The sequence below is a fragment of the Lysobacter sp. 2RAF19 genome, assembly GCF_052115395.1.
Taxonomy (GTDB): Bacteria; Pseudomonadota; Gammaproteobacteria; order Xanthomonadales; family Xanthomonadaceae; genus Noviluteimonas.
This window is the reverse complement of record NZ_JBFRGO010000001.1, coordinates 552,245-571,858: the sequence shown is the minus strand read 5'-3', so window position 1 is coordinate 571,858 and position 19,614 is coordinate 552,245. Positions and strand designations below refer to the sequence as shown.

18 protein-coding genes are annotated in these 19,614 nt (G+C 67.0%); 3 read left to right on the top strand and 15 right to left on the bottom strand.

Annotation, left to right across the window (positions count from 1 at the left end):
- Positions 1-669: 669 nt before the first annotated feature.
- From pilH to purB, 11 genes are all read right to left on the bottom strand, one after another.
- On the bottom strand, positions 670-1,065 hold the full coding sequence (pilH, locus tag AB4059_RS02850; RefSeq protein WP_498961953.1) for a twitching motility response regulator PilH: 396 nt from the start codon (positions 1,063-1,065) through the stop codon (positions 670-672).
- Positions 1,066-1,139: 74 nt separating this feature from the next.
- Positions 1,140-2,135 (bottom strand): YhdH/YhfP family quinone oxidoreductase, encoded by a 996-nt coding sequence (locus AB4059_RS02845; protein WP_498976421.1) that lies wholly within the window; start codon positions 2,133-2,135, stop codon positions 1,140-1,142.
- Positions 2,135-2,728, bottom strand: a complete 594-nt coding sequence (locus AB4059_RS02840) for an LOG family protein (protein WP_498976419.1) — start codon at positions 2,726-2,728, stop codon at positions 2,135-2,137. The genes AB4059_RS02845 and AB4059_RS02840 overlap by 1 nt, the downstream gene beginning before the upstream one ends.
- On the bottom strand, positions 2,728-3,585 hold the full coding sequence (locus AB4059_RS02835) for a class I SAM-dependent methyltransferase (protein WP_498976417.1): 858 nt from the start codon (positions 3,583-3,585) through the stop codon (positions 2,728-2,730). Before AB4059_RS02835 ends, AB4059_RS02840 begins: the two co-directional genes overlap by 1 nt.
- Positions 3,586-3,606: 21 nt before the next feature.
- The gene (gene lpdA / locus AB4059_RS02830; RefSeq protein WP_498976415.1) at positions 3,607-5,031 is read right to left on the bottom strand and encodes a dihydrolipoyl dehydrogenase; all 1,425 of its coding nucleotides are present in this window, start codon (positions 5,029-5,031) and stop codon (positions 3,607-3,609) included.
- Between the two features lie 5 nt (positions 5,032-5,036).
- On the bottom strand, positions 5,037-6,248 hold the full coding sequence (gene sucB, locus AB4059_RS02825; protein WP_498976413.1) for a dihydrolipoyllysine-residue succinyltransferase: 1,212 nt from the start codon (positions 6,246-6,248) through the stop codon (positions 5,037-5,039).
- Between the two features lie 36 nt (positions 6,249-6,284).
- Positions 6,285-9,128, bottom strand: a complete 2,844-nt coding sequence (locus AB4059_RS02820) for a 2-oxoglutarate dehydrogenase E1 component (RefSeq protein WP_498976411.1) — start codon at positions 9,126-9,128, stop codon at positions 6,285-6,287.
- A gap of 136 nt (positions 9,129-9,264) precedes the next feature.
- A complete protein-coding gene (locus tag AB4059_RS02815) occupies positions 9,265-10,182 on the bottom strand; it encodes a GNAT family N-acetyltransferase (protein ID WP_498976409.1) in 918 nt (305 codons plus the stop codon).
- Positions 10,183-10,187: 5 nt separating this feature from the next.
- Positions 10,188-11,324, bottom strand: coding sequence for a JmjC domain-containing protein (locus AB4059_RS02810; protein ID WP_498976407.1), 1,137 nt, complete (start codon positions 11,322-11,324; stop codon positions 10,188-10,190).
- A gap of 98 nt (positions 11,325-11,422) precedes the next feature.
- Entirely contained in the window at positions 11,423-11,824 is a 402-nt protein-coding gene (locus AB4059_RS02805) for a VOC family protein (RefSeq protein ID WP_498961967.1), read from the bottom strand.
- A gap of 23 nt (positions 11,825-11,847) precedes the next feature.
- Positions 11,848-13,215: an adenylosuccinate lyase gene (gene purB / locus AB4059_RS02800; protein ID WP_498976405.1), complete on the bottom strand. Its 1,368-nt coding sequence runs from the start codon at positions 13,213-13,215 to the stop codon at positions 11,848-11,850.
- 83 nt (positions 13,216-13,298) lie between these two features.
- Between purB and AB4059_RS02795 the strand changes: the two genes are divergently transcribed.
- Positions 13,299-14,729 carry a class II fumarate hydratase gene (locus tag AB4059_RS02795; protein ID WP_498976403.1) on the top strand — a complete coding sequence of 477 codons (1,431 nt, stop codon included), beginning with the start codon at positions 13,299-13,301 and terminating at the stop codon, positions 14,727-14,729.
- A 57-nt stretch (positions 14,730-14,786) separates the two neighbouring features.
- Here AB4059_RS02795 and AB4059_RS02790 read toward each other — a convergent pair whose 3' ends face one another.
- Genes AB4059_RS02790 through AB4059_RS02775 form a run of 4 tightly spaced genes read right to left on the bottom strand, consistent with a single transcriptional unit; the run spans position 14,787 to position 17,548 of the window.
- Positions 14,787-15,827 (bottom strand): hypothetical protein, encoded by a 1,041-nt coding sequence (locus tag AB4059_RS02790; protein ID WP_498976401.1) that lies wholly within the window; start codon positions 15,825-15,827, stop codon positions 14,787-14,789.
- The gene (locus AB4059_RS02785; protein ID WP_498976399.1) at positions 15,824-16,702 is read right to left on the bottom strand and encodes an ABC transporter ATP-binding protein; all 879 of its coding nucleotides are present in this window, start codon (positions 16,700-16,702) and stop codon (positions 15,824-15,826) included. Before AB4059_RS02785 ends, AB4059_RS02790 begins: the two co-directional genes overlap by 4 nt.
- Complete coding sequence (locus AB4059_RS02780; protein ID WP_498961977.1) at positions 16,699-17,073, bottom strand: GntR family transcriptional regulator; 375 nt, start codon at positions 17,071-17,073, stop codon at positions 16,699-16,701. The genes AB4059_RS02785 and AB4059_RS02780 overlap by 4 nt, the downstream gene beginning before the upstream one ends.
- 4 nt (positions 17,074-17,077) lie before the next feature.
- Positions 17,078-17,548: a hypothetical protein gene (locus AB4059_RS02775; protein WP_498976397.1), complete on the bottom strand. Its 471-nt coding sequence runs from the start codon at positions 17,546-17,548 to the stop codon at positions 17,078-17,080.
- Positions 17,549-17,787: 239 nt separating this feature from the next.
- Here AB4059_RS02775 and AB4059_RS02770 point away from each other — a divergent pair, with 239 nt between their 5' ends.
- Both AB4059_RS02770 and bamJ read left to right on the top strand, forming a co-directional pair.
- Positions 17,788-18,699, top strand: a complete 912-nt coding sequence (locus AB4059_RS02770; RefSeq protein WP_498976395.1) for an FKBP-type peptidyl-prolyl cis-trans isomerase — start codon at positions 17,788-17,790, stop codon at positions 18,697-18,699.
- Positions 18,700-18,763: 64 nt separating this feature from the next.
- Positions 18,764-19,540 carry a BamJ family beta-barrel-assembly machinery protein gene (bamJ, locus tag AB4059_RS02765; protein WP_498961983.1) on the top strand — a complete coding sequence of 259 codons (777 nt, stop codon included), beginning with the start codon at positions 18,764-18,766 and terminating at the stop codon, positions 19,538-19,540.
- Positions 19,541-19,614 lie beyond the last annotated feature (74 nt).

Sequence of the window (19,614 nt, the reverse complement as noted above, 5' to 3'; positions counted from 1 at the left end):
CAATGAGGCCCTCCAACGCGACGACCACCGCGCATCAGGCGTCAGGTTGCGCTACAGCACTGTGGGGAATGGGGCGTCGCGAATTTAGGCCTGCGCGTGTACAGCCAGCACACCAGATGGGCCGGCGCCTTGCCCGTCGAGGACATCACGAATTGCGTGGGTGCTGGTCCTCGCAAGCGTGATGTCCTCTCTCGGGCATCGGCGCCTTCGCGGCGATCGGATAAGAGCGGCAGCGCTAGTGGACTGAGGCGTTCGCGCAAGCCGCAGAATTTCGACGGCGCCGCTCTTCGATCAAATCGCTGCGAGGAACGTCGCCTGCCAGAGGCGACCATGCGTGAAGACGCGAGCGCCGAGGTGGGCGACGTTCCGTCCGTCTGGAGTGTGGCAGTCGGCGCGCATCGATCAACGACGACGGACACATTCCCCAGGTGCTGTCGCGAAACCACCAGCCGCGAGCGCAGCGGTGCGTCGTGCTGGATGTCCTTTTGCGGAGCGTTTGCTTTTCAGCGCAGTCAAAAGGACATCCAGCACGGCGTGCCGATGCGCCCATCTGGTGGCAGCGCATCCAAAAGCACGACGCCAAACCAGCGTCGCCACCTTTACCCCACCCAAAAAGAAACCCGCCATTCGGCGGGCTTCTTTTTGACCTCCCCTGGAGGAGAGGTGACTTCATTCTTCAGATGCAGGCGCCGCCGGCATCTCGCCACCCAGCATCTGCTGGATCATCTCGGCGAGCTCCGATTCGCTGAAAGGCTTGGTGATGTAAGCCTTCGCCCCCTGCCGCATGCCCCACACACGATCGGTGTCCTGATCCTTCGTCGTCACCAACACGATCGGAATGTGCTTGGTCGTCGCCTCGCGCGTGATCGAACGCGTGGCCTGGAACCCGTTGAGGTTCGGCATCACCACGTCCATCAGGATCAGATCCGGCAACTCACGCTTGGCCGCCTCCACCCCCGCGGCGCCGTCCTCGGCCGTCAACGCCTCGTGGCCGAGCTTTTCGACGATGCGGCGAATGCCCATCAACTGGGAAGGCGAGTCGTCGACGATCAGGATGCGAGCCATGGGGGTCCCCGGAGATTCTCGGCGCATTCTAACGGGGCCGACCCGTCAGGCAAGCCGCACGACGTTGATTTCGATTACAGGCGCACCAGGGTGCGCCCGAGAGAGGCGCCCGCCAGCATCGTATCGAACACCACGGACAGCTCACCCAGTTCGACCTCCCGCGTGCAGATGCGCCCCAGGTCCGCCGGCTTCCAGCCGGAAGACAGGCGACGCCAGACCTCCTCGCGGAGATCGCGCGCCGTGCCCGCCGAGGCCACGCCCAACAGGGACACGCCGCGAATGATGAAGGGCATCACGGTTGCCTCCAGCGCGGGCGACGCGGCCAGGCCCGCGCTCGCGACGTTCCCGTAGGGCGCGGTCTGCGCGAGCAGGCTGGTGAGCATCGCGCCGCCGACATTGTCCAGGCCGCCGCCGAAACGCGCGGTTTCCATCGGTCGCGTCGTGGCGAGCGCATCGCGGCCTAGGACTTCGCTCGCCCCCAGGTCGCGCAGGTACGACGCCGCGTCGGGTTTGCCGCTGATCGCGTGGACGTCGTAACCGGCGCGCGAAAAGATCGCGATCGCCAACGAGCCGACGCCGCCCGTCGCACCCGTGACCGCGAGCGGCCCGAGCGCCGGCGTTTGCCGGTTGTCTTCCATGCGCAGCAACGCGAGCGCGGCGGTGAAACCCGCGGTACCCAGGATCATGCTCTCGCGCAGCGACAGGCCCTCGGGCAGCGCGATCGTCCACTGCGCGGGCAGGCGCACGTATTCGGAGTAACCGCCGTCGCGCGTTTCGCTCAGGCCGCTGCCGGTGGCGAGCACCGCGTCGCCTTCCTTGAAGCGCGAGTCGGTGGACGCGACCACGTGCCCCGCGACATCGATCCCGCCCACGAGCGGGAACTTGCGCAGGATCTTCCCCTTGCCCGTCCCCGCGAGTGCGTCCTTGTAATTGACCGACGAGAACGCGGTGCGAATCACGACTTCGCCGGGCGCGAGGGCGTCGAGCGCGATCTGTTCGATCCCGCCGCGATAGCCCGCGGCGTCGTCGTGGATGCGGAAGGCGTTGAACTTCGAGGGCACGGCGGTCATCAGCGAAGATCCTTTCGGCGTTTGTCGTCCATGTGTTTCGAAGCATGCGCCGGTTCGTAGGCGCGCATCCATGCGATCAGTGCGTCGAGGTCGTCGCCGTGCCACAGGTCGCGGCGTTGGTCTGCATGCAGGAAGCGCTCGGCGACCATGCGGTCCATCATCGCGGCGAGCGGTTCGTAGAAGCCTTCGACGTCGAGGAATGCGCAAGGTTTGTCGCCGAGGCCGAGCTGCCGCCAGGTGAGCATCTCGAACATCTCATCCAGCGTGCCGAAGCCGCCGGGCAGGGCGACGAAGGCATCGCTGAGGTCGAACATGCGCGCCTTGCGCTCGTGCATGTTGGCGACGACGTCCAGGCGCGTCAGGCCGCGATGCGCGACTTCCCAGCCGACGAGTTGTTCGGGGATCACGCCGATCACTTCGCCGCCGGCGGCGAGCGCGGCGTCGGCGACGACGCCCATCAGGCCGACGTTACCGCCGCCGTAAACCACCGCCAGGCCTTCGCGTGCCAGGCGCGTGCCCAGCGCCGTGGCTTTGTCTGCATATGCGGGGCGCGCGCCGTTGTTCGACCCGCAGTACACGCACACCGCGCGCATCAATCCGACTCCAGCAGCGCGATGCCGGACATGCGCAGTTGCGCTTCGCGCTGCTTCTGCGGCGAGATGTTCAGCAGGAAATTCCAGAAGGCCGCGCCCTTGGGCTTGCGATTCAGGCGCATCGCGTCGGTCCAGGTGGAATGCCATTCGCTTTCGCGCCAGCCGGCGTCCCTGAAGAACGCGGTGCCCTCGGCCGGGCCGAAACGGAAGGGTGCGTTGCCGCTCTTCAACGTCGGCGACCAGCGCTTTTCGAGGATCTTCAGCAGGCGCGGTGAAGCGAGGTCCATCAACCACCAGCGCGCACGCGCGACGTCGTGCAGGTCGTGCGCGAGTGCGGCGACGTCGCTGGCTTCCAGATAGATCAACAAGCCTTCGGTGATCGCGAACACCGGGCCTTCTTCGGCGGCCTTGGCGAAGACTTCGCGACGCGTGTTCGCATCGCGCAGATCGGCGGGGATGAATTCGAGCCGGCACTTCGGCGTTTCGCCGGCCATGCCGGTGCGGAAGTAATCGACCATCTCCGGCATGTCGACATGCAGCCAGCGCAGGTCGGAAGGGAGGTCGAGGCGATAGGGGCGTGCGTCGAGGCCGGCGGCGAGATTCAGGACCGTCTTCGCACCGCTGCGCACCAGGCGCAACACGATGTCGTCCATCACGCTGGTGCGAACGACCAGCGGCCAGCTCGTCTGCGATCCATCGGGCAGGGCTTCGACGATCGCCTGCCCACGTGCGCCGCCGAGGCGGCGCGCGTAGGGATCATGGAAGAGCGCATCGGCGCGCTCGGTTTCCATCGCGCGGTAGGTCGCGACCCAGAGCGCGGTATCGGAGACGTTGCGGATGGGGTTTGTATCGACCATCGCAACGCCTCCTTGTACGACTTAGTTCGCTTTATGAATCGCGCGCTTGTGAACTGCCATCGCCGCGTCGTGCACCGCTTCCGACAGCGTCGGATGCGCGTGGCAGATGCGGGCGAGGTCGTCGGCCGAACCGCTGAACTCCATCGCGAGCACGCCTTCGTGCACGAGCTCGGAGACATTCACGCCGACCAGGTGCATGCCGAGGATGCGGTCGGTTTCCGCGTGCGCGAGGATTTTCACGAAGCCCGCCGGTTCGGCCATCGCCACCGCGCGGCCCAGCGCCGCGAACGGGAAGCTGCCCGACTTGTACGGCGTGCCATCGGCCTTGAGCTGCTCTTCGGTCTTGCCGACCCAGGCGATTTCCGGCTCGGTGTAGATGACCCACGGAATCGTGTCGAGGTTGACGTGGCCCGGCAGGCCCGCGATCAACTCGGCCACCGCGATGCCTTCCTCGAAGCCCTTGTGCGCGAGCATCGGGCCGCGCACGCAATCGCCGACGGCCCACACGCCGTCCACGCCGGTGTGGCAGTGCTCGTCGACTTCGATCATGCCGCGCGCATCGAGCTTCACGCCCGTGCCTTCGGCGAGCAGGCCCTTGGTCGCGGCGCGACGGCCGACCGACACCAGCAGCTTGTCGACGGTGATCGTCTGTTCGCCCTTGGCGTCGGTGTAGGTGAGGACGACTTCGTTCTTCTTCACTTCGGCCTTCGACACCTTCGCGCCGAGGCGGATGTCCAGGCCCTGCTTCTTGAATTCGCGCGCGGCGGTCTTGGCGACTTCCGCATCGGCGGCGGCGAGGAAATCCGGCAGCGCTTCGAGGATGGTGACTTCCGAACCCAGGCGCTTCCACACCGAGCCCAGTTCCAGGCCGATCACGCCGGCGCCGATCACGCCCAGGCGCTTGGGCACTTCGGTGAAATCGAGCGCGCCGACGTTGTCGACGATCGTCTTGCCGTCGAACTTCGCGAAGGGCAGTTCGATCGAATCCGAACCCGCGGCGATGACGACGTTCGTGCCCTTGAGCTCGACGGTCGAACCATCGTGCTGCTTGACGGTGACGACGTTGCCCGGCTGCAGCTGGCCGAAACCGTAATACGGCGTGACCTTGTTCGCCTTGAACAACATCGCGATGCCGCCGGTGAACTGCTTCACGATCTTGTCCTTGCGACCGATCATCGTGCCGATGTCGATCGCCGGATTGGACGCGGTGATGCCGTGTTCGCCGAACAGGTGGGTGAGGTTCCAGTACTGGCGCGAGCTGTCCAGCAGCGCCTTGGACGGGATGCAGCCCACGCGCAGGCAGGTGCCGCCGAGGGCGGGCTTGCCGTCCTTGCCGAGCGCTGCGTCGATGCACGCGGTCTTCAGGCCGAGCTGCGCGGCGCGGATGGCGGCGTGGTAGCCCGCCGGGCCTGCGCCGATCACGATGACGTCGAAGTTCTCTGCCATGTCGATTACATCCCCAACAGCATGCGGTGCGGATTTTCGAGCTGGTTCTTGATGTCGACCAGGAAGAGCACCGCGTCCTTGCCGTCGATGATGCGGTGGTCGTAGCTCAGCGCGATGTACATCATCGGCGCGGCGACGACGGCGCCGTTCTCGACGATCGCGCGTTCCTTGATGGCGTGCATGCCGAGGATCGCGCTCTGCGGCGGGTTGACGATCGGCGTGGACATCAGCGAACCGAAGGTGCCGCCGTTGGTGATCGTGAACGTGCCGCCCTGCAGGTCTTCCAGCTTCAGGCCACCTTCGCGCGCGGCCTTCGCGTACGCCGCGATGCCCGCTTCGATTTCGGCGAAGCCCATGCGTTCGACGTTGCGCAGCACCGGCGTGACCAGGCCCTTCTCGGTCGACACCGCGATCGAGATGTCGGCGTAGCCGTGGTAGATCACGTCGTTGCCGTCGACCGACGCGTTGACGGCCGGGTGGCGCGCGAGCGCGTTGGCGGCGGCCTTGGCGAAGAAGCTCATGAAGCCGAGCTTGATGCCGTTGGCCTTCTCGAACTGTTCGCCCAGGTCCTTGCGCATCTGCATGACCTTCGCGAGGTTGACCTCGTTGAAGGAGGTCAGCATGGCGATGGAGTTCTTCGACTGCATCAGGCGCTCGGCGATGCGCGCGCGCATGCGCGTCATCGGCACGCGCTGTTCCGGGCGCGCGGAGGCGGCGACGGTGCCGCCGGCCTTCGCGTAGTTGACAAGGTCTTCCTTGGTCACCGCGCCGCGGCGGCCGGTGCCTTCGACCTGCGCCGGATCGATGCCTTCGGAGGCGGCGGTGAAGCGCGCGCCCGGCGGGAGTTCGCCGGTGGCGGCGGCCGGTGCCGGCGCGGCCTTCGCAGGCGCGGCGGGGGCGGCGGCAGCCTTCGGCGCTTCGGCCTTCGGGGCTTCGGCCTTCGGTGCTTCGGCCTTCGCCGGCGTGGCGGCGGCAGCGGCGCCTTCCTCGATCACGGCGATGACCTGTTGCGAGGTCACCGTCGCGCCTTCTTCGAACTTGATTTCCTTCAGCACGCCATCGACGGGCGAGGGGACTTCCAGCACGACCTTGTCGGTCTCCAGGTCCAGCAGGTTTTCGTCGCGCTTGACCGCCTCGCCGGCCTTCTTGTGCCAGCTGGCGATGGTCGCGTCGGAAACGGATTCGGGAAGGACCGGAACTTTGACTTCGATGGCCATATCAGGCGTCCTGGGTTCGATGAGGGGTGCGAGCGATCATTCCGGGCACGCGTCGCCATGCACGGGATTGACCAGTGCATCGGCGACGAGCGCGGTCTGCTCGGCGACGTGTTCGGCAAGATGGCCCGCCGCGGGCGAGGGCGAGCGCAGGCGGCCGGCGTAATTGAGCGTCTGCTTGGGCTGCAGGCAGAAACGCAGGTGGTGCTGGATCTGGTACCACGCACCCTGGTTCTGCGGCTCTTCCTGGCACCACACCACTTCGGTGGCCGACGGGAAGCGTTGCAGTTCGGCGGCCAGTTGCGCGCGCGGGAAGGGATACAACTGTTCGACGCGCACGATCGCCACGTCGGTGATCGCGCGCTTCTGCGCTTCTTCGATCAGGTCGTAATACACCTTGCCGCCGCACACGACGACGCGCTTGACCTTCTTCAGGTCGGCGGCCTTGGACGGGATGTTGCTGGCGGGAATGAGTTCCTGGAACTTGCCGTTCGCCAGTTCGTCCAGCGAGGACACCGCGAGCTTGTGGCGCAGCAGCGACTTGGGCGTCATGACCACGAGCGGCTTGCGCGTATCCATGCGCTGCTGGCGGCGGATCATGTGGAAAGCCTGCGCCGGCGTGGTCGGCGTGCAGACGACCATGTTGTCGAGCGCGCACAACTGCAGGAAGCGTTCCAGGCGCGCGGAGCTGTGCTCCGGCCCCTGGCCTTCGTAGCCATGCGGCAGGAACAGCGCAAGACCGCAGAGGCGGCCCCACTTGGCTTCGCCCGAGGACAGGAACTGGTCAATGACCACCTGCGCGCCGTTGGCGAAGTCGCCGAACTGCGCTTCCCAGATGTCCAGCGTCATGGGATCGGCGGTGGCGTAGCCGTATTCGAACGCCATCACCGCTTCCTCGCTGAGCAGCGAGTCGATGATCGCGACGTCCTTCTTGTCCGCGACCAGTTCGCGCAGCGGCAGGTAATAGGCGTCGGTGTTCTGGTCGTGCAGGATCGCGTGGCGGTGGAAGAACGTGCCGCGGCCGCAGTCCTGGCCGACCAGGCGCAGCTTGTTGCCTTCGGTGAGCAGCGTGGCGTAGGCGAGGTTTTCCGCGAAACCCCAGTCGCCCGGGAGTTCGCCGGCCGCCATCTTGCGGCGGTCTTCGTAGATCTTCGCAACGCGCGGATGCAGCTTGACCGTGTCGGGGATCGTGTTGATCTGCGCGGCGAGCTTGTCGATCTGCTTGCGCGCCACCTTCGTGTCGACCGGGTCGGACAGCTTGCCCTTGAAGCGCGACCAATCGACGGCGAACTCGTCGCTGGTGACCTCGACCACTTCGGTGGTGACTTCGCCGGCATCAAGCTTGTTGCGATACGCGTCGACCAGCGCCTGCGACTGATCGGCCTTGATGTCGCCCGCGGCGTCCAGGCGCGCGGCGTAGAGCTCGCGCGTAGTCTTCATCGCGCGGATCTTCTGGTACATCAGCGGCTGCGTGGCGGCCGGTTCGTCGGCTTCGTTGTGGCCGTGGCGGCGATAGCAGACCAGGTCGACCACGACATCCTTGAGGAAGCGCTGGCGGAAGTCGTAGGCAAGCTCGGCGACGAAGGCGACGGCTTCGGGGTCGTCGCCGTTCACGTGCAGCACCGGCGCGCCGACCATCTTGGCCACGTCCGTGCAGTACAACGTCGAGCGCGCGTCTTCGGCGGCGCTGGTGGTGAAACCGACCTGGTTGTTGATGACGATGTGCAGCGTGCCGCCGACGTTGAAGCCGCGGGCCTGCGACATCTGGAACAGTTCCATCACCACGCCCTGGCCGGCGAACGCGGCGTCGCCGTGCATCAGGATCGGCAGGACGGACTTGCGCTCGGTGTCCTTGCGGCGCATCTGGCGCGAACGCACCGAACCGACGACCACCGGATCCACGATTTCCAGGTGCGAGGGATTGAACGCGAGGGCCAGGTGCACCGGGCCGCCGGAGGAGGCGACGTCGGCGGAGAAGCCCATGTGGTACTTCACGTCGCCCGAGTGCGCGCGGTCGTCGTGTTCGAACTTGCCTTCGAATTCGTCGAACAGCTTGCGCGGCGGCTTGCCGAGCGTGTTGACCAGCACGTTGAGGCGGCCGCGGTGGGCCATGCCCATCACGACTTCGCGCACGCCGTCCCCGCCGCCGCGACGGATGATCACGTCGAGCATCGGGATCAGGCTGTCGCCGCCTTCCAGCGAGAAGCGCTTCTGGCCGACGTACTTGGTGTGGAGATAACGCTCCAGGCCTTCGGCGGCGGTGAGGCGCTCCAGGATCCGGGCCTTCTGCTCGGGCGTGCGGCCGTAGTTGCCGCCCGCGGTTTCCAGGCGTTCCTGCATCCAGCGACGTTGTTCGACGTCGGTGATGTGCATGTATTCCACGCCGATCGGGCCGGTGTAGGTGGACTTGAGCACGCCGACGATGTCGCGCAACTTCATGCGCGGCTTGCCGGCCAGGCCGCCGGTGGAGAACTCGGCGTCGAGGTCGCCTTCGGACAGGTGGTGGAAGCCCAGCGCCAGGTCGGGCGCATCGGGTTTCACGGCCATGCCGAGGGGATCGAGGTTGGCCTGCAGGTGGCCGCGCGAGCGGTAGGCGGTGATCAGGCGGCCGACCGAGCGCTCGCGGGCATCGCCCGCGCCGGTGGCGGCGGGTGCGTCGAGCAGGCCGCGCGCGGCGCGACGACCGGCTTCGGCGACCTGTTCCATCACCACGCTGTGGGGGACGTCACCGGCTTCGCGGCCCTTGAGGCCGTCGAAATACGATTTCCATTTCGGCCCGACCGACTCGGGGGAGACCAGGTACTGCTCGTACAGGTCCTCGAGATAGGCGGCGTTGGCGCCGAGTTGGGAGGACTGCGCAAACTGCTTCAGGAGACTGTCCACAATGCGGTCGGGAAGCTCTTCGATGGGGGCAAGCGGGCGCGCGCTCAAGTCCGATCAGGCGAACGAGGCGCGAAAGGCCGGGAATTATAGCCCTGCGAAACAGAGCCCTGCACCCAAATGAACACGATGGGACGCGTCAGATGCCCAATGCGCGGTACTCGCTCACCGGTCGCGCGCGTTCCCACACCGCCATGAACGCCCCGCGCAACTGCCGCGCGCGGCCCGGCGCATGGAGATCGGCCTCGCCGTCGAAGCGGTGGCCCAGGGCGCGGAAGTAATAACCGCCGAGGTCGTTGGCCAGGTAGGCGGAGGGGTAGGCCTTGTCGACCGGATCGTCGACTTCGCGGAACAGGAAGACGCTGGGCAGGCGCTGGGCCAGCGCGAGCAGCGGCGCGTGCCCGCGTTGCGGGGCGGCCGCATCCTGCAGCAGCACCCGCAGCTCGTTGCCGCGCCCGGCGGTGCCGAAGCGGCGCAGCGCGTCGATCACCGGCGGCGCATCGAACAGGCCCGGGTCCAGGTCGCGGGAGTAGAGCCACAGGCTGCGGCGGGCGTCGCGCACGATGTCCACGATGGTCTCGATCGCCGCATCGCGATGTTCCACCGCCGCCGGGCCGCCGAGCATGCGGCGCATGGATTGATGCTCGATGCCCGCTTCCCAGAAGCGCTCGCCGTAGGGCAGGAAGCCGTGGCGGAGGTAGAAGGGGATCGCCGGGGTCTGCGCGTGGAGGGAAATCTCGCGCCACCCGCGCTGCCTGGCCTGCTCGATCAGCGCCAGCAGCATCGCATCGCCCACGCCCTTGCCGCGCCATTCGCGCAGGACCGCCATGCGGCCGATCTTGTGCTCCGGCGTCAGGCGGCCGGTGCCGATGGGCGTGCCGTCGAGCGCGCGCGCGAGCACGTGCACACAGTGCGGGTCGAGTTCATCCCATTCCAGCTCGAGCGGGACCTGCTGCTCTTCGACGAACACGATTTCGCGCACCGCGCGCAGCTGGTTGAGGGCCGCTTCGTACTCGACGGCCTCGATACGGAAGGGTTGGCTGGGCTCGCTGTCCATGGCGGTCACTCGTCCTCGTCGATCAGCATCCGGTAGTGCCCTGCTTCCACCAACGCAAAGACCGCATCGCGTCCGGCCTGCGAGAGGGACGTGTACTGCCGGCCTTCCAGCGCGTCGGCGCCGGCCAATGTCTTCGCGTCCTTCACGGGCATCGCGAAGGCCAGGCCGCTGACGAACAGATGCGCGCCCTTGCCGGCGCGGCGCCACACCGCGCGGGACCACGGATGGCGCGACAGGCGTGCGCCCTGGCCCAGGTCCCACTCCAGTTCGATGCGCGAGGGCGTGGCGTCGGGCGGCTGCACTTCGCCGGCGGCGCGGTAGAGCGTGGCGAAACGCGCGAACCAATCGCCCAGGCGCTCGGGGTCGTTCATGCGCAGGGCATTGAGCGCGGCGACGGCGCGGTCCATCGCGGCGGCGTCGATTTCGTTCGGATCCGACGGGACGGCGAGGTCGGGATCGGCGTAGCGCAGCGATTCGTCGGCGTCGGCGGCGAGCGTGTCGACGAAATCGCCGAGCAACTCGGCCGTGGACGGCGCGCGCATGCCGATGGAGAAGGTCAGGCACGGATCCTCGGCCACGCCGTGGTGCGGTACGCCGGGCGGGAGGTAGAGCATGTCGCCGGGCGCGAGGATCCAGTCGTGCGTCGGGTTGAAATCGCGCAGCAACTTCAGTTCGACATCGTCGCGGAACGCGATGTCGGGTTTGTCGCCCGCATCGATCTGCCAGCGGCGATGGCCATGCGCCTGCAGCAGGAACACGTCGTACTGGTCGACGTGCGCGCCGACCGAGCCGCCGGTGGCCGCAAAGGACACCATGATGTCGTCGATACGCCAGCGCGGCAGGAAGCCGAAGGCCGGCAGCAAGGCCGCGACATCGGCGTCCCACTTGTCGACGTCCTGCACCAGCAAGGTCCAATCGTGATCGCCCAGTTGCGGGAACAATTCTTCGTCGAAGGGCCCGTGCCGCACCATCCACGAATCGCCGGCGCGGTCGTGCGCGATCAGCCGCGACAACGCCGCTTCTTCGCACGCCAGGCCCGCGAGGTCTTCCGGTGCGATCGGCGAGACGAAACCGGGAAACGCATTGCGGATGAGCAAGGGGCGTTTTTGCCAGTAATCGCGCAGGAACACCTCGGGCGGCATGCCCAGCGGCGGCTGATGCGTCCCATCAACTTCCAACGGCCGCACTCCCTCCCCTGTTTTGACAGGGGAGGGTCGGGGAGGGGTGCTCTTCGTGCGTTTCATTGCGTAGCGATCTCGTCGTAACCGCGGCCGAGGAATTGCAGCAGGCACCAACCGTGACCCCACGGATCGGCCAGTTGCACGATGCGTCCCCAACCGGCTTCGCGCACCGCGCCTTCCTGCACCGCGCCGGCGGCCACCGCGCGGATCAGTGCAGCGTCGAGGTCGTCGACCACCACGTCGACATGCACCGGCGTCCAGTGCCGCAGATAGTCGCGCGCCGCGGCACCGGCGCCGATCGTGCCGGCCGCCTTGTGGAGCAGGTAGATCGGGACGTCGCCACCGAGCAGTTCCAATGCGTCGTGGCCGAAACTGCGGCCGCGGCGCAGGCCGAAGGCTTCGCCATAGAACCGCTCGGCCGTGGCGATCTCGGGGACGTCGATGTTGACCAGCATCCGCATCGCGCCACCTCCCTTGTCGTCGATCAGATGTCCTTCGCCAGGCGTTGCGCCAGACCGATGTAGGTCGCGGGCGTCAGTTGCGCCAGACGCTCGCGAGCATCCTCCGGCAGGTCGAGCGAGGCGATGAAGGTCTTCATCGACTCGGCCGTGATGCCCTGGCCGCGCGTGAGCGCCTTGAGTTGTTCGTACGGATTGGGCAAGCCGTGGCGGCGCATCACCGTCTGCACGGCTTCGGCGAGCACTTCCCACGCGGCGTCGAGGTCGGCGGCCAGGCGGTCGGGATTCGTGCTGAGCTTGTTCAGGCCGCGCAGCAGTGCGTCGAAGCCGATCAGCGAATGGCCGAAGGCGGTGCCGAGCGCGCGCAATACCGTCGAATCGGTGAGGTCGCGCTGCCAGCGGCTGATCGGGAGCTTCGCCGCGAAGTGCTCGAACAGCGCATTGGCGATGCCGAAGTTGCCTTCGGCGTTTTCGAAGTCGATCGGGTTGACCTTGTGCGGCATCGTCGAGCTGCCCACTTCGCCGGCCTTCACCGCCTGTTTGAAGTAACCCAGCGAGATGTAGCCCCAGATGTCGCGGCACAGGTCGATGGCGATGGTGTCGATGCGCTTGCACGCATCGCACAGTTCGGCGACGCCGTCGTGCGGCTCGATCTGCGTGGTGTAGGGCTGGAAGTCCAGGCCGAGCGAGGCGACGAAGCCCTGCGCGAGCTTCGGCCAGTCGACTTCCGGATACGCGCTGACGTGTGCGTTGTAGTTGCCGACCGCGCCGTTGATCTTGCCCGGCATCGGCAGTGCGGCCAGCACGCTGCGCTGGCGGTCCAGGCGCGCGAGGACGTTCGCGATTTCCTTGCCCACCGTCGTCGGCGAAGCGGTCTGGCCGTGCGTGCGCGAGAGCATCGGCAGCGCGGCGTGCTCGTGCGCCATCGTGCGCAGCTTGCCGATCAACGCGTCGAGCTTGGGCAGCAGCACCGTGTCGCGCGCTTCGCGCAACATCAGGGCGTAGGAGAGGTTGTTGATGTCTTCGCTCGTGCAGGCGAAGTGGACGAACTCCAGCGCGGGGCCGAGGGCGGCATCGTCCTTCAGCGTTTCCTTGATGAAGTATTCGACCGCTTTGACATCGTGGTTGGTCGTGCGCTCGATTTCCTTGACGCGCGCGGCGTTGGCCACGGAGAAGTCGTCGGCCAGGGCCTGCAGGCGTTTGCGCGCGGTGGCGTCGAAGGCGGGCAGTTCCACGACGCCGGCTTCGTCGCCCAGCGCGAGCAGCCACTGCACTTCCACGCGCACGCGCGCCTTGATCAGACCGTACTCGGAGAAGATCGGGCGCAGCGCGTCGACCTTGCCCGCATAGCGGCCGTCGAGCGGGGACAGGGCGAGCAGCGGGGCGTCGGTCATCGAGGCGGTTTCGGGGCCAGGGAGCGCGCAAGTTTAAACGCTTGCGGGCGTATGCTCCCGCCGACCGCCCCCAGGAGCCCGAGATGGCGACGCGAAACACCCGATCGGCAGGCAAGCGCGGCGAGCGCATCGAACACGACAGCATGGGCGAACTCCGCGTTCCCGCCGACGCGCTGTGGGGCGCGCAGACCCAGCGCGCGGTGCAGAACTTCCCGATTTCGGGGCGCCCGATGCCACGCGGGTTCATCCGCGCACTCGGGCTCATCAAGGCCGCGGCCGCCGACGTCAACGCCGGGCTCGGCCTGCTGCCCAAGCGCCAGGCCGCGGCGATCCGCGCGGCGGCGCTCGCGGTGGCCGACGGCACGTGGGACGCGCATTTCCCGATCGACGTCTACCAGACCGGCTCGGGCACCTCGAGCAACATGAACGCCAACGAGGTGATCGCCGCGCTCGCCTCGCAGGCCGGCAAGGCCGTGCATCCCAACGACGACGTGAACCTCGGCCAGAGTTCGAACGACGTCATCCCCACGGCGATCCGCGTTTCCGCGCAACTGGCCGTGATCGACGACCTGCTGCCGGCGCTCGACCACCTGCGGCGCACGATCGAACGCAAGGGCCGCGCGAACGGCAAGGTCGTCAAGACCGGGCGCACGCACCTGATGGATGCGATGCCGCTGACCTTCGAACAGGAATTCGGTGCGTGGGCGGCGCAGTTGGCCTCGGCGCGCGAACGCCTGGTCGACGCCGGCAAACGCGTGCGACGCCTGCCGATCGGCGGCACCGCGATCGGCACGGGCATCAACGCCGATCCGCGCTTCGGCAAGCGCATGGCGAAGGCCTTGTCCGACTTGTCGGGGACGCGCTTCGAATCGGCGGCCGACAAGTTCGAAGGCATCGCCTCGCAGGACGACGCGGTCGAACTCTCCGGCCAGCTCAACACACTCGCCGTCGCGCTGATGAAGATCGCCAACGACCTGCGCTGGATGAACGCCGGTCCGCTCGCGGGCCTGGGCGAAATCGAATTGCCTGCGCTCCAACCCGGCAGTTCGATCATGCCGGGCAAGGTCAATCCGGTGATTCCCGAAGCCACGTGCATGGTGTGCGCGCAGGTGATGGGGCAGCACGCGACGGTGTCGATCGCCGGTGCGTCGGGCAACTTCCAGCTCAACGTGATGTTGCCGCTGATCGGCGCGAACCTGCTCGATTCGATCCGCCTGCTGTCGAGCGTGATGCGCCTGCTGGCCGATTCGGCGATCGACGGGCTCAAGGTGCGCAAGGACAAGGTCGACGAAGCGCTGGGTCGCAATCCCATCCTGGTGACGGCGCTCAACCCGGTGATCGGTTACGAGAAAGCCGCGGCGATCGCCAAGCGTGCGTATGCGGAGAAGCGTCCGGTATTCGATGTCGCGCTGGAAATGAGTGGTTTGCCGGCGGCGAAACTCAAGGCGTTGCTCGATCCGGCGGCGCTGACCAGGGGCGGCATCGGCGCCGGCGGCGCGGGCGGCGGCGGCTAAAAAAAAATGCCCCGGCGCGAGCCGGGGCGAGTGGGGGTGCAGCATCCTTTCCAGGGATCAGTTGTCGTCGCGCCAGCGGCGCAGGCGGATGGCCGCGACGATCATGGCGATGCCGACCGCGGCGCCGATCCACATCTGCAGCGTTCCGAACACCGAGTACATGCTCTGGATGTGCGACAGCGCGTCGAAGTCGGCCGGGTTGTCGATGTGCATGTTCTGCGCCGTCATCCACATGCCCGGGAAGACCGAAGTCAGCGAGCGAAGCACGATGTGCTGCCAGAACCAGCCGGTGTCGAGGTTGAAGAGGTTCATCACGTCGAACCAGGCCACGAAGATGCCGGCGAACACGGGGATCATCACCGCCCACAGGAAGGGCTTGGAGCGTGCCCACGCCGAGCAGAGCATCAGCCAGCCGACGGTCGGCAGGGCCCACACCGCGTACACCGGGATCGCGGCGACCAGCGTGCCGGCGACCTGCAGCGGATGGCCCATGCCCCAGTAGAAGGTGAAGGGGTTGAGGCCGTGCATCGGCATGACCAGCGTGACGACCAGGCCGAAGGCGAACATCGTGGCGATGGCGACGCCCGTGGCGATCACCGGTGCGACGACAAGCGCGCTGGCGGCCTTCGACAACACGGTGTCGCGATCGGACACCGGCAGCGATTTCCAGAACAGCACGCTGCGGTCCTTGCGCTCGTCGTACAGCGCGCCGAGACAGTAGAAGAACACCACGAAGCCCAGCACGATGAAGGGCCACAGCGAGGAGACGAGCAGCGAGGCATCGACTGCCTTGCTCCACTGTTCCAGGTCGCCCGCGCTCATCTTGTCGGTCAGGTGCGCGAAGTTCAGTCCGTTGATGTGGATGCTGTCGCCGTTGAGCTTGCCCGCGGCCAGCGCCTTGCGTGCGCCGACTTCGGCTACGAGCAGCGCCATCAGCGCGAGCACGACCGAAATGCCGCCGGCCCAGATCGGCGCCCAGAAGAACCCGCCCTTGTGCTCCCAGAACTCGCGGCGCAGCAGCAGCTTCAGCTTGTGGGTGGGGTGGGGCGCGGCCACGGGTGCGCGGCGCGGTTCGCCATCAAAGGTGGATGCGTTCATGCGTAGGTGCCCTTCATGGTGGCGACGAACAGGTCGGCGAGGCCCGGCGTGCGGGTTTCGCCCAGGCCGGCGAGGCGGTTTTGTTCGACGCCGTCGAACAACATCACCGTCTTGCCGAACGGCAGGCTGCGCTCGTCGATCGGGCGCAGGGTGCGTGCTTCCTCGGTGCGATCGGCGTTGACGAGCACTTCCACGTAACGCTCGCCCACCGCTTCCATCGGCGCGGACAACACGATCTTGCCGTCGCGGATGAACATCACGTCGGTGAGGATGTGTTCGATCTCCTCGACCTGGTGGGTGGTGATCACGATGGTCTTGTTCTCGTCGAAGTAGTCCTCCAGCAGGCGCTGGTAGAACTGCTTGCGATACAGGATGTCCAGGCCGAGCGTGGGCTCGTCGAGCACCAGCAGCTTGGCGTCGATCGCCATCACCAGGGCCAGGTGCAACTGCACGATCATGCCCTTGGACAGCTCGCGCACCTTCATGTTCGGCTTGAGCTGGGTGTTGGCGAGGAAGCGTTCGCAGCGTGCGCGGTCGAAGCGCGGATGCACGCCTGCGACGAACTCGATGGCTTCGCGCACGCGGATCCAGCGCGGCAGCACCGCGACATCGGCGATGAAGCACACATCGTTCATCAGCGCGTCGCGTTCGGTGCGCGGGTCGCGGCCGAGGACGCGCAGGTCGCCTTCGAACGGGATCAGGCCGAGCAGCGCCTTGAGCGCGGTGGTCTTGCCGGCGCCGTTGGGGCCGATGAGACCGACGATGCGGCCCTGCGGGATCTCGAACGCGGTGTTGTCCAGCGCGACCTTGTTCTTGTAGGCCTTGCGCAGGTTGCGTGCGCTGACGACGGACTGGGTTTCGACGGCGACGTTCATGCCTGGCCTCCGTTCGGGGCGGCGTTGCGCAACAGGCGATCCAGCGAGAGGCCCAGGCGCTGGATGCGTTCGAGCACCAGCGGCCATTCCTCGCGCAGGAAGCGCTCGCGCTCGCTGCCAAGCAGTTTTTCCGACGCACCTTCCGTGACGTACATGCCGAGACCCCTGCGTTTTTCGACGATGGCTTCGTCCGCGAGCTCCTGGTAGGCGCGCGAGACGGTGATTGGATTGAGTTGGTATTCGGCGGCCACCTGGCGCACCGAGGGCAGTGCGTCTCCCGGCTTCAGGATCCCGTCGAGCAGCATCGCCACGACGCGTTCCTTCAGCTGGCGGTAGATGGGAGCGCCGTCGCTCCATTCGATTGCGGTCATTGGCTCAGCCTCGCGGCGCAAAGGAGAAGAAGGGCATCGCGACCGACTGTCGGCCGAACGTCCGCTTGGGGGTGGGTTTGGCCTGCTCGGCGTCGGCCTGTTCGACCGCGGCCATCGTGTCCGGGTTTTCCATCCCGTCCATCGCGGCGGCGAGCGCGGCGAGCGTCGCGGCTTCGGCCACGAAACCGAAGACTTCGCCGACCGCCTGGCCGTCGTCCTTCGTTTTCGCAAGATTGGCTTGCAGCTGCTGGGCGCGCGCTTCGATGCGCTTGGCCGCAGCGGCGGCGTGGCGGCCTTCGGCGACGATCTTCGCCAGCTTCGCGTCGGCCGGCGCGTGGATCGCGGCCGGTTGCACGACGGGGGCGAGGACGTTTTCGCCGGCCGAGGGGGCGGGATTGGCCGCCATCAGGCTCAGCACGAGGAGCCCCGAGGTCGCGAACAGCGCGGTGACCGTGTTGTGGAGCTTGCGGTTCATGGTGGGCGTCCTGCTCTGGGTGATCGGTGTTGTAGGCAACTATAACACCACCATTCCCCCGGTCAACAAGCAATCGACCCAACTAAAGGCATAGGCCGACGACCGGCAGGGGCCGTGGGGCTGAACCATTGCCTTTGGGGTAGGTTTGCCGTGAAGACCCGCGGGCGCCGACAATGCGCGGCCGCCCGGCGCGCCCAGGGCGCGCGTCCCCCGGCACCACACGACAGGAGTTCCACCGGATGAAGGGTTTCGTGCGCGGCATCGCCGCGTTGCTGGCACTGATCGCACTGTCGGCGCATGCGCAGGACAAGACGAAGCTGGTCACCGAGCGCGACAAGGTGAGCTACATGGTCGGCATGGACATCGCCGAATCCAATGCGCCCATCGGTCCGGACGTGGACATCGCCGCGTTCGATCGCGCGCTGCGCAACGCGATGGCCGGCAAGCCCGCGTTGATCGACGAAGCCACCGCGCGCAAGACCGGTGAACAACTCATGGCGCGCGTCACCGCGCGCAAGCAGCCCGACGCCAAGCTTCCCGATGTTTCCAGGACCGACGTCGGCCTGCTCGTCGGCATCGAATGGGGCCGCCGCCTGGCGCCGTTCCAGGACGAGATCGACATCCCCGTCCTGTTGCAGGCCATGCGCACCGCGTTCTCGGGCGGCAAGCCGCTGATGAGCGCCGAAGAGGCGACCATCGTCCGCCAGGACTTCGACACCAAGCTCAATTCGCTCGCCGTGGCGCGTTCGCAGCAGGGCGCGACCGACAACCAGAAGGCCGGCGCCGATTTCCTCGCGAAGAACAAGACGCAAAAGGGCGTGTTCACGACGAAATCCGGCCTGCAATACATGATCCTGCGCCAGGGCGCGGGCCAGCGCCCGATGCCGGGCGACCGCGTGCGCGTGCTTTATCGCGGCACCTTGCTGGACGGCACCGAATTCGACAGCACGAGCGACGGCCAGCCGCGCACGTTCTCGCTTGCGCAGGTCATCCCCGGCTGGAGCGAAGGCCTGGCGATGATGCCGGTCGGCGGCAAGTACCGGTTCTGGATCCCCGGCGAGCTCGGCTACGGCGCAGCCGGCATGCCCGATGGCAACATCGGCCCGAACGCGACGCTCGTGTTCGATGTCGAACTGCTCGGCGTCGAATGACCCTTTCGATTTCTCCGCTTTTCCTTTTTTCCTTTCCCCGATCGATTTCCAGGAGCGCCCAACGATGAAGCTGTCCATGCGCCACGCACTCGTCCTCACCGCCGCCGCCGCCGCGGCCTTCGCCGCCGGCTGCAAACCGCCGGAAAAGACCGACGCCAACGCCCCCGCCGCCGCCTCCACGGGTGCCAAGAGCGCGCAGATCGCCGGCCTGCCCACCGAAAAGGACCGCGTGAGCTACATGGTCGGCATGGCGCTGGGCAAGCAGCTGGAGCCGATCAAGGATGAAGTCGACTTCGACGTCATCTCCAAGGCGGTCAAGTCCACGCTCAAGGGCGAGAAGCTGCTGATGACCGAAGACCAGGCGCGCCAGACCAGCGAAGCCTTCGGCGAGAAGATGCAGCAGAAGGCGGTGGCCAAGGCCGAAGCCGACGCCAAGAACAACCTCGAAGCCGGCAAGAAGTTCCTCGCCGACAACGCGAAGAAGCCGGGCGTGCAGACCACGGCCTCCGGCCTGCAGTACCAGGTCGTGACCGAAGGCAAGGGCCCGAAGCCGAAGGCCGGCGACGTCGTCCGCGTCCATTACAAGGGCACCACGCTCGACGGCAAGACCTTCGACAGCTCCTACGATCGCGGCCAGCCGGTCGTCTTCCCGCTCGACCAGGTCGTGCCGGGCTGGCAGGAAGGCATCCAGCTGATGCCGGTGGGCAGCAAGTTCAAGCTGTGGATCCCGGGCAACCTGGGCTACGGCGAGAAGGGCACGCCGGGCGGCCCGATCGGCCCGAACGCCACGCTGGTGTTCGACGTCGAACTGCTCGACATCGTGCAGCCGCCGAAGCAGTAAAGCGCCTGCAATGACGTGGTCACGCCGCGGTTTCACCGCGGCGTGACGATGGCGGCTGCGACCATGCCGCCCAT